This window comes from Microcystis sp. M53598_WE2 (genome assembly GCF_030067735.1).
Lineage (GTDB): Bacteria > Cyanobacteriota > Cyanobacteriia > Cyanobacteriales > Microcystaceae > Microcystis > Microcystis aeruginosa.
The window spans coordinates 1-9958 of sequence record NZ_JASJFE010000025.1 but is presented as its reverse complement, the minus strand read 5'-3'; the positions used below and the strand labels follow the sequence as shown (position 1 = coordinate 9958).

At 48.3% G+C, this 9958-nt stretch carries 8 protein-coding genes and 1 pseudogene; 2 read left to right on the top strand and 7 right to left on the bottom strand.

Features of this window, described 5'->3' with window-relative positions:
- Positions 1 to 638: 638 nt before the first annotated feature.
- Genes PX636_RS00580 through PX636_RS00560 form a run of 5 tightly spaced genes read right to left on the bottom strand, consistent with a single transcriptional unit; the run spans position 639 to position 5072 of the window.
- A complete protein-coding gene (locus PX636_RS00580) occupies positions 639 to 1409 on the bottom strand; it encodes an ABC transporter permease (RefSeq protein WP_002796109.1) in 771 nt (256 codons plus the stop codon).
- 12 nt (positions 1410 to 1421) lie between these two features.
- Complete coding sequence (locus tag PX636_RS00575) at positions 1422 to 2630, bottom strand: ABC transporter substrate-binding protein (protein WP_288115890.1); 1209 nt, start codon at positions 2628 to 2630, stop codon at positions 1422 to 1424.
- A gap of 4 nt (positions 2631 to 2634) precedes the next feature.
- A complete protein-coding gene (locus tag PX636_RS00570; protein WP_288115889.1) occupies positions 2635 to 3417 on the bottom strand; it encodes an ABC transporter ATP-binding protein in 783 nt (260 codons plus the stop codon).
- Positions 3414 to 4529, bottom strand: coding sequence for an acyl-CoA dehydrogenase family protein (locus tag PX636_RS00565; protein WP_353853444.1), 1116 nt, complete (start codon positions 4527 to 4529; stop codon positions 3414 to 3416). Before PX636_RS00565 ends, PX636_RS00570 begins: the two co-directional genes overlap by 4 nt.
- Positions 4530 to 4541: 12 nt before the next feature.
- Positions 4542 to 5072 (bottom strand): DUF4242 domain-containing protein, encoded by a 531-nt coding sequence (locus PX636_RS00560; protein ID WP_002782895.1) that lies wholly within the window; start codon positions 5070 to 5072, stop codon positions 4542 to 4544.
- Between the two features lie 367 nt (positions 5073 to 5439).
- On the opposite strand from PX636_RS00560, the pseudogene PX636_RS22520 reads away from it, so the two are divergent.
- A pseudogene (locus tag PX636_RS22520) lies at positions 5440 to 5890 on the top strand (IS1634 family transposase N-terminal domain-related protein); the annotation flags it as partial.
- A 361-nt stretch (positions 5891 to 6251) separates the two neighbouring features.
- Here the strand turns inward: PX636_RS22520 and PX636_RS00555 are convergent.
- The gene (locus PX636_RS00555) at positions 6252 to 6806 is read right to left on the bottom strand and encodes an NUDIX hydrolase (protein WP_002796118.1); all 555 of its coding nucleotides are present in this window, start codon (positions 6804 to 6806) and stop codon (positions 6252 to 6254) included.
- A gap of 161 nt (positions 6807 to 6967) precedes the next feature.
- On the opposite strand from PX636_RS00555, the gene rpsN reads away from it, so the two are divergent.
- Positions 6968 to 7270 (top strand): 30S ribosomal protein S14, encoded by a 303-nt coding sequence (gene rpsN / locus PX636_RS00550; RefSeq protein ID WP_002796120.1) that lies wholly within the window; start codon positions 6968 to 6970, stop codon positions 7268 to 7270.
- Between the two features lie 228 nt (positions 7271 to 7498).
- Here the strand turns inward: rpsN and PX636_RS00545 are convergent, their stop codons facing one another.
- Positions 7499 to 9652, bottom strand: a complete 2154-nt coding sequence (locus tag PX636_RS00545) for a polyribonucleotide nucleotidyltransferase (protein ID WP_288115885.1) — start codon at positions 9650 to 9652, stop codon at positions 7499 to 7501.
- Positions 9653 to 9958 lie beyond the last annotated feature (306 nt).

Below are 9958 nucleotides of genomic sequence, written 5' to 3'. Positions count from 1 at the left end.
TGTGGTCTGGGTAAGCGATAGAGGAATTTTAACCAACGTAAAAGAAAATCAATGAATTAGTAAAACCGCTAGAAGGATTAGACTATATTACTTTCGGACTTTGTTGGAAGACCTGGGGACAATTTGCTTGAATACAGTAGAATGTACGATTAGAGAGGGAAGTTATCGTTTTGCTAAGATAACTCGACCGACTTCCCTACAACAATCATGCGTTAGATTTATTAGGGGTTTCCCTGATTTGTACCCAGTAACGGGCTGGCGGAAATTCTCTTAATCCCTCCTACAGCATAGGTTATGGACTTTTGTCAAGGGGGAATTCCAGGTATCAGCAATTCCAAATTTAAGGTTTCATGACGTAAAAATCCTTATGACAAGAGGGTTGTACAATTCTTAACATTTGGATTGATCTCTGAAATGGCGCAAAATCGTTCCGAATTTATTTTTGCTGTCCAGGTATTCAGGGCAGAGGAAGGGGAGAAGATTTTGGGCGGTGTCTATCGGGTGCGGTCTGCGTAGCAGAGTGCTTGGCGATCGCTTTCGAGGACAAACCAACCCGATCCAAGAGGCAGTAGGTCGGGGAGGATGTCAACGGAATAGGATCATTAAAATAGGTTTAAGGAAATAGTTGAACCAATAGGCTAATCTTGGTGCGTCCAAGAGCGATGAGCCAGACGCAAACCCCAATCGAGCAGATAACCAATCGCGCCAATAACGAGAATCACCGCCATCAACTCTGAATAAGCGAGTCGATCGCGTGTATCGAGAATATAATAACCCAAACCCGCACTAACCCCCAGCATTTCCGCCGGTACAAGAACGATCCAGATAATACCTATAGCCAAACGGAAACCAGTTAGGAGATGGGAGAGGATCGCAGGCAGAATAATCTGGAAAACCGTTTCCCCTCGCGTAGCACAGAGACTGTGGGCTAAAGTCAACCAAGAGCGATCAACCGCATTAACCCCAGCAGCCGTATTGAGAAGGATCGGCCAGATAGCCGCCACCGTCAGCAAAAAATACACGGGTAGATCACCAATTCCCAAAACCATCACCGCTAAAGGCATCCAAGAAAGGGGCGAGATCATGCGTAGAAATTGAAATACAGCCGACAAAGCCGATTCAAGGGAGCGATACAACCCGATTAATACCCCCAACGGCACACCGATGGCACTAGCGAGAACCAAGCCCACAATAACCCGGCGGCAACTGGTGAGGATATGGGGCATAATCTCCCCCCCAACAAAAAGACGTAATAAAGCGACAAAAGATCGCTCAGGGGAAAAATCATTTAAAATCGGGTTTGAGTGCCATAGAGGACTGGTAAATAGCCACCAGAGCAATAATCCAAAACCGATACCCCATAAGGGTAGTAAAGCTCTTGGCGGGGAGGTCAAAGATTGTGACTTCATAGGTTCAGACCTTTAAAATTTGATCGTCTCGATGCGGGAGAGATTATTCGGTAAGCCGAAAGCTTTCGGTCCGCCCACCTGTTGCAAGGCATTACGGACAAAAGAGTCATCCACGAGATCCCGCGCCACCTGTCGGGGTTGCAGTTTTTGGAGAAAATCCGTATTTCCTTCCACCTGAGTGGTTTTGAGCAAGCGTACCAGTTCCTCCGTATAGGAAGGGAAAGGATAGGGCTGGAAATCGATCCGGTTGACCTGCCAGTCTGGATTCTCGATCGCCCCGTCTTTTTTATAGAAATTGCGATCGTAGTAAGTAAGCGCCCGTTGCAATACTGGCAGCGGGTGAGGCGTATATTTTCCACCATCTTTAGAGAGAATCCGGGCCACTTCCGAGCGATTGCCCCGGGACCAGAGTTGGGCTTTAACGAGGGCGTTTACCACCTTCTGCGTCCATTGTTTCCGTTGCCTAATATCCTCCTCGTGAACAAAGACAACGCAACAGGCGTGATTCTTCCAGACATCGCCGGTGAAACGGAGAACCCTACCGGTTTTGAGATTTTCCGCCGCCGCGTTGAAAGGTTCAGCAACGATATAACCACCGATGCTCTTATTGGCGAGGGCTGATACCATGTCCGGGGGCGGGAGAACCACTAGATTAACCTCGTTAGACGCGATCGGCGCGTCCTTGGCTTTGCGAACTATTTTCAGCCCGTTACGTTGTAAGAGTTGTTGCAAGACCAAATTATGAATCGAATACCAGAAAGGAACCGCGATCGTTTTACCTCCCAATTCCCTGGGATTTTCAATATCGGGAAGGACGGTGAGGGCTGAGCCGTTGGTATGGTTCCAAGCGACGATTTTAGCGGGGAAATTGCGCCCGTAACGAATCCAGATCGAGGTGGGAAAAAGAACATGAATAACGTTCACCTGCCGAGCGAGAAAGGCTTCAACAATCTGCGCCCAAGAGCGGAATAGGCGCGGTTGTTCTGTAGTTAAACCTTCGGCTTGATAAAGTTTTCGCGAGTGGGCCACCAATAGGGGGGCGGCATCCGTAATCGGTAGATAACCGATTTTCACAGGCTGATCGTTGGCCTTGGCGTTAACGGGGAGATTCCCACTATCGGCGGTGATCGCTGCCCCGAAGGAACTGGTAAACAGTGCCGAAAGTTTCAGGAAATCTCGACGGCTCATGCCGCAACAAGCACAATTATGGTGTAGGTTCATAGATTTACAGTGTCATCACAAGGGCTAATTCTTGAAAAATTGACCGGCGTAGATCACTCAAAAGCTTCGCTGACTCGAAACGGGGTTTCGGCATCGTGATCGTCCATTCTCGGCGGATGCCCACCGGATGACGGCCCATGAGAAGAACTCGATCGGCCACTAATAGGGCCTCGTCGATGTCGTGGGTAACGAGGAGAACCGTGCTGTTATAGAGAGCTATGACTTCTAGGAGGAGTTTTTGCATCTCGAAACGGGTGATCGCGTCGAGGGCGCTAAACGGCTCATCCAGGAGCAGGAGAGAGGGGCGGCGGGCGAGGACGCGGGCTAGAGAAACTCTCTGAGCCATACCGCCGGATAGTTGATGAGGATAAGCACGCTCGAAGCCATCTAGTTTGACGCTTTTAACGGCGGTGTGAACCCTTTCCCGTAATTGCTGATGATCGAGGCGGGGCATCCGCTTTAATTTCAAACCAAAAGCCACGTTTTGCCAAACGGTTAACCAAGGTAAAAGGGCGGGGGATTGAAAGACGATCGAGCTGCGGATGTCTGGGGCTTGTAGGGGTCGTGAGTGCAATTGTATTTCTCCGCCATCGGCACTTTGCAAACCAGCGGCGGTAGCAAGGAGGGTAGATTTACCGCAACCACTGGCCCCGAGCAAACAAACCACCTCACCGGAGCGCACCTGTAGGTTAATATCCTCAAAAACGGTACGGTAGCCATGGCGGGTTTTATAGCGTTTATGGAGATTTTTGAGGGTGAGGACGGGGTAATCAGTGGCGATACTCATTCCCTCACCCCCGCTCGCTCGAGTTCGCCGGGGAGAATTTTATCGGTAGCGGACTGACGTTGTAACTCTCTTTCCAGTTGAATCAGGCTCGGAGTTAACACTGGTAAAAAGGCGACCTCGCGCAGCCGTCGCGCCGTGTCGCTATTACGGAAATAGCCTTTTCCTCCCTTAATTTCCGCTTCTAACCATACGGATTCCACCGCTAACCGGGTAATGTCCACTCTGAGGGTGAATAGTTGGCGTGTTCGTGCGAGATCGAAGCTTTCTAGGGTGCTGAATTGCACGATTGTCTTTTCTAGACGAGTCAGACGCTCCCGGGCGAAGAAATAACGATCGCTGGCTACCGCGGCCTTTCCCCCTAAACTTTTCTCCGTCTCCCCAAGGGATTTACGGGTAATGCCAAGGGCCAGTCCGCATTGTAACAGCAAGAAACAGGGGCGGACTGAGGGTAAAAATTTTGCTGCTTCCAAGCTGATAATCCAGTCGTGAGATAACTGAACTTGATCGAATTCAAGGGTACTGGTGCGGGAAGCCTGTAAACCCAATAATTGTAGGTCTTCACCCCGTTTTAACCCCTCTGCGAAGGAGGGAAGGGCGAGGATAAGAGTTTGTCCAGATCTAGTTCGAGCGGCAACGGCCACTATGAATTCTCCGTTGGAGTCGAGGTTAGAGGCCCAGGGCAGGAAGCCATTAACAGTGACGTTTTCTCCCTCGATCTTTGCTTGTAAACGCAGCTCCTCGATACCGCCGAGGTACTTCATCGCGTTGGAGAGTCCTGTGGCTCCGGCTATCTCTCCCTTGAGAACAGCAGGTAGAATTTTGTTTTGTAGATAAGTGTTATTACTGGCGGCCAGATATTGAATGAAGACGCGCTGACACCAGAAAACAAAACCGGTGGTCAGGCAGCATTGGGACACAGAGGAGATCGCCTCTACTGCCTGTAATAAGGAGCCACCCCGACCCCCTAAGCTTTCAGGTATAGCATAGCCGAACCAGCCCGATTCTCCTAGCTTGGTTAGGGCCCAACCGACGTTGAGATTAGCTGTACCGTTGTTGAGGTGAGTGGCTCTTTCTTCCAGAAAAGAACTGATTTCGGAGCCTCGATCTAGCATCATTGTTCTCTCCTAGGGGTGAATATTTTCAATCGAGGTCAAACTATCTATAGGTGCGCCGACCACTTCTCTGGCTCTTTTTACCGCCGCTTCATCGGGACTATCGTAGAAACAGAGACATTTACTCAAGTCTTCGCAAACATAGGTACGCTCGAAACTGACTTCAGGCACTTGAGCATAAAGGGGGGTTTTCTCCGCTTTTCGTTGCAGGTAAGTTTCCATCGTTAGCCCCGGAGGTAAATTCCACTGTACTAGATAGTTGGCTTTGTCTTTGCGCTCTCGCACAGTGGCTAAGTCCTGCCCAATCAAGCGCATTTCCTTGATTAGTTGCCAACTTAGCCCAGCGTTTTCTAGTACTTGTTCGAGGGAGGCGCGATCGATCGCTTTGATAATCAGGAATAACCGCCCCTCTGTTTCACCGATTAGGGCTTCGATTAACTCTCCCTGCGATTTTGATGCGAGTGTGGCAATGCGCTCCAATATCTCGCTCACCTCTTCTTTTGTCCTTTCTTGTCGATCATCCTCTACTAGATATAGAGTCATAATTCATCTAAAATACATTTACAATACATTTGAGTTTACTTTCTTTGAGAAAAAAAAGCAATATTTTCAAGAGCCTGAAAACGAGGTGACACGGGAGTAGATGGTTCAAGACCGTTTCGCTCAAGTCCAGGCGAGAACCCTTGGCTTGGGTGATATGCGTGACCTTCTGAGGCAGCTGAGACTCACAGTCTGTGTAAACTTCGACTGAGTTCTTGTATCTCTGAACTTCCTCCATACATATCTACTACAAGAGCCGAAAACCCTTATCCATCAATGGATACACCCATTAACTTCTCTTGATGTACCCATGGAATTTGTAATACTTCTTAATAGACCAGAACTCTCTCCATTTGCTAGAATGCTAGTCATGTATATAGAAAAAGTTCCTAACCGTAATTCCCCCCCGCCGTTCTTCGACCTGATTCTTACCGAGAAGGAGATCAAGTCAAAAAAAGAACCCTGGCCAACCTCTCAAAATTACCCGATGATATTATCGACAATTTGAAACTGGCTCTCAAAGGGGCGTTACAATCGAGATAAAAAGAAAGGGAAAACTCAGATAGTTTTTGGCCTACTATGTTAGGCTAAGGCTTGTCCGATAGCGGTAGAAGTCTTTGAAGGAAACACATCCGATAGTGCCACCTTAGCCAGACAAATTGAGAAAGTCAGAAAAGGTTGGGGGATTGAGAATGTGGTCTGGGTAAGCGATAGAGGAATTTTAACCAACGTAAAAGAAAATCAATGAATTAGTAAAACCGCTAGAAGGATTAGACTATATTAGGACTTACGCATTGACAGGATTGACCAAATATGAGGTATGGGTTTCAGGCATTTTAACGTGATTTTTTGATGACTTTTGAGCGACCGCTATCGTTGGGAAGTTAATCGCCAAAAGTCTGAAACGACCGATTTTCATTCATGCACATCATGGTGAATTTGTACAGTGCGTAAGTCCTATATATTACTTTCGGACTTTATTGGAGGACTTGGGGACGATTTCCTTGAACACAGTAGAATGTACGATTAGAGAGGGAAGTTATCGTTTTGCTAAGATAACTCGACCCACTGAACTGCAACAATCATGCGTTAGATTGATTGGGGGTTTCCTTAATTTATACCCAGTAACGGGGGAGCAGAAATTCTCTCAATTCCTCCTACAGCACAGGTTATGGCCTTTTGTCAACGGGGAAGTCCAGTTATAGCGGCTAAACGGGCCAGATAGAAGCTAGTAATAGTTTTAGCATCGATCGATTCTCCCCGTGCGATCGCCGATTCCATTTCCTCAAAACTCATCAAAACCACTTCCAGATCTTCATCGACATCTTGAGCGGGGGGCAAGCTTAATTTTTCCAGATCCTGGGCTAGAAAAGCATAGATGTATTCATCGGAATAACCTGGTGCCAGGGCAAATTTACCCAAAGATTGCCAATTGTGCGCCCGATAACCCGCTTCTTCCTCTAATTCTCGTTTTACCGTCGTAGCGGGGTCTTCTCCTTCATCGATCGTTCCGGCGGGAAATTCCAGAATTCGAGCTTGCAAACTAAATCGATACTGACGTACTAAAACCAATTGACCTTCCTTGGTGATTGGAACTGCTAAAGCGCCACCCGGATGACGGACACATTCCCATTCTCCCTCGACACCGTTAGGTAAACGCAGTTTCGAGACTTCAAATTGAAAGACGCGACCTTGATAAAAAAGACGTTGTTGGAGAAATTGAGGCGGTTCAGACATAGAAAATTTGCAACTAGGACTTTAAGAATTAATATCAACAAATGTTGCTTTTGTCACCGGTGTTAGGAAGCGGGTAGAATTATCGTCTAACGGCCAAGGAGAGATTCAGGTTATAATGGGAAATGCTGTCTTTACAGGTTAAATCTTTTTCGAGAAACCCCATGGCAAAAAAATCGATGGTAGAACGCGAGAAAAAACGCGCTCGTCTCAGACAAAAATACGAAGCTAAACGGACGGAACTAAAAGAACAATTCCGTACTGCCGAAGATTTTGAAGAAAAACTGGCAATTCACCAAAAATTACAGGAATTACCCCGCAATAGCGCCCCCAGTCGTCACCGCAACCGTTGTTTAACGACCGGCAGACCGAGAGGATACTATCGCGATTTTGGTTTATCCCGCAACGTTTTACGCGAATGGGCCCACCAAGGTCTTTTACCCGGTGTGGTCAAGTCTAGCTGGTAGTCAGAAACAATATCTAGGGAAAATACCGTGATAGAGGCGTGGTTTTTGCGTCTCTATTGCTGTTTTTATACTAAATCCGTTGAGTATAGTTTACATATCAGACAGGCAAAAGGCAAAGGGGAGAATAAATAATCAGTTTTTAATAACTGGATTTAGTATGAGGCAATTTTAGCGATAAAAAAACCCTCGATCGAGCGATCGAGAGTTAACCATGAATAGAAAATTTACCTAGACTACAGTAGCAGCTTTACGGGCAGCGGCGGCCTCATCGGGATGAATACCGAGACGGGTGAGATTGAGACGACCTTTACTATCGATCTCCCGTACCTTGACCAACACCTCATCCCCCACGGCCACTTCATCCTCGACCTTACCGACACGTCCCTCGGCCAATTGGGAAATATGGATCATTCCCTCTTTTCCTGGCAAAACTTCCACAAAAGCGCCGATTTGGATAATGCGAGTCACGCGACCGAGATAAACCTCACCCTCATTGAGTTTGCGGGTCATATTGTAGATCAGTCGTTTAGCTTTTTCGGCCTGTTCCCCATCGGTAGAGGAAATGGTGACAGTACCATCGTCATCGATATCGATTTTCGTGCCAGTCTGTTCAGTAATCCCTTTAACCGTCTTACCACCTGGCCCGATTACTAACCCGATCAGATCCGGATCAATCTTGATCGTCAATAACCGGGGTGCGTGGGGAGATAATTCCGTGCGGGGTTTTTCTAGGGTCGCTAACATCTTCTCGAGGATATGTTTGCGGGCCGGTAAAGCTTGTTCGATCGCCTTGGCCACCACTTCCATGGTTAAACCGGGGATTTTCATATCCATCTGGAGAGCGGTGATGCCAGAATCAGTACCAGCCACCTTAAAGTCCATATCTCCCAGAAAATCCTCAATACCCTGAATATCGGTCAAAATCCGCACTTCTTCCCCTTCTTTAATTAAACCCATGGCCGCACCGCTAACGGGTTTTTTCAGGGGAACACCGGCATCCATCAGCGCCAGGGTAGAACCGCACACGGAACCCATGGAGGTGGAACCATTAGAAGAGAGGACTTCCGACACCACCCGCAGCACATAGGGAAATTCCTCCTGGGGGGGAAGGACAGGCACGATCGCCCTTTCCGCTAAAGCACCGTGACCGATTTCTCGACGGCCGGGAGAACGCATGGGACGGGTTTCACCGACGGAAAAGGGTGGGAAATTGTAGTGATGAAGATAGCGTTTTTCATCTTCGGGATGGAGATCGTCCCCCAAATCCTGAGCATCACCGGGGGTGCCAAGGGTGGCGATCGAAAGCACCTGGGTTAAACCGCGATTAAACAAACCGCTACCGTGAACCCGACGGGGTAAAACTCCCACCCGGCAAGAAATCGGCCGTACTTCGTCCAGTTTGCGACCATCAACCCGCACCCCATCCTCAATAATTTGGGCGCGCATCAGTTTTTTGGTCAGATCCTTAAAGAGATTACCGATTAACTTCGGTTCTTCCAGGGTTGGAGCTTTTAAGGTATCTTCGTCGGGGAGAGCGGTGATAGTTTCCTTGATCCGATTTTCGATCGCCTCTAATTTCTCATCCCGTTCGGTTTTGCTGAGGGTAAACTGAGAGAGAATCTGTTTAATTTCCTCTTTAGCTTGTTCTCTCAGGAAATTCTGCACGGTTTCGTTTACTGCCGGCGCTTCTCGGGTCACGAGGGGAATACCCAACTGATCGATCAATTCCCGTTGAGCGGTGATCAGGTCGCGGACCGCTTCATAACCAAAATCGATCGCCTCAATAATATCCCGTTCTGGTAACTGATTAGCTCCCGCTTCGATCATCACCACCCCTTCGGGACTACCGGCCACCACTAGATCCAATTCTCCGTTATGGATTTCCTTGTAGGTGGGATTGATGATAAATTCATCCCCCAACAAACCGACGCGCACCGCTGCCATCGGTCCTTGGAAGGGAATCCCTGCCAACAGAACCGCCACGGAAGCCCCGGTAACGGCCAAAACATCCGGGGGGACTTCCTCGTCCATTGAGAGGGTCGTAGCGACCACTTGAATATCATCCCGCAGCCAACTGGGGAATAGAGGCCGCAGGGGGCGATCGATCAAACGACCGGTCAGAATTGCTTTTTCCGGGGGACGACCTTCACGACGCAAAAATCCTCCCGGGATGCGCCCGGCGGCGTATAATCTTTCTTCGTAATCAACGGTCAAGGGCAGGAAATCTACTCCTTCTCTGGCTTTGGCTGTGGTTGCTGTCACTAAAACCGCCGTTTCTCCCGATTGGATCAGAACACTACCGCCAGCTTGGGGGGCTAAAAGCCCTATTTTTAGTCGAATATCCCTGCCATCAAAGGATATTGACTTGTCAAACTCTTCCATGTAAAGTTATATTCCTTTCTTTCACTTTTCTCTGTGCTGTGGCAATCCTAGCATTTTTTGTAGCCCTTTCCAGCAGGTTTAGTATTCAGTGATCAGTGATCAGTGATCAGTTATCAGTGATCAGAGTTGAGTTTTCAGTTCGCTGATTACTCTTTACCGTTTACTGATCACAGCAAAAAAGCTCCCCACTTCCCCACTTCCCCAATCCCCCACTTCCCCACTTCCCCAATCCCCCACTTCCCCAATCCCCCACTTCCCCAATCCCCCACTTCCCCAATCCCCCACTTCCCACTTCCCACTTCCCTG

Bases quoted from the DNA above. Each gene is read 5' to 3' on its own strand.
- PX636_RS00580 (WP_002796109.1), bottom strand. From the start codon at position 1,409: ATGAAGTCACAATCTTTGACCTCCCCGCCAAGAGCTTTACTACCCTTA.
- PX636_RS00575 (WP_288115890.1), bottom strand. From the start codon at position 2,630: ATGAACCTACACCATAATTGTGCTTGTTGCGGCATGAGCCGTCGAGAT.
- PX636_RS00570 (WP_288115889.1), bottom strand. From the start codon at position 3,417: ATGAGTATCGCCACTGATTACCCCGTCCTCACCCTCAAAAATCTCCAT.
- PX636_RS00565 (WP_353853444.1), bottom strand. From the start codon at position 4,529: ATGCTAGATCGAGGCTCCGAAATCAGTTCTTTTCTGGAAGAAAGAGCC.
- PX636_RS00560 (WP_002782895.1), bottom strand. From the start codon at position 5,072: ATGACTCTATATCTAGTAGAGGATGATCGACAAGAAAGGACAAAAGAA.
- PX636_RS00555 (WP_002796118.1), bottom strand. From the start codon at position 6,806: ATGTCTGAACCGCCTCAATTTCTCCAACAACGTCTTTTTTATCAAGGT.
- rpsN (WP_002796120.1), top strand. From the start codon at position 6,968: ATGGCAAAAAAATCGATGGTAGAACGCGAGAAAAAACGCGCTCGTCTC.
- PX636_RS00545 (WP_288115885.1), bottom strand. From the start codon at position 9,652: ATGGAAGAGTTTGACAAGTCAATATCCTTTGATGGCAGGGATATTCGA.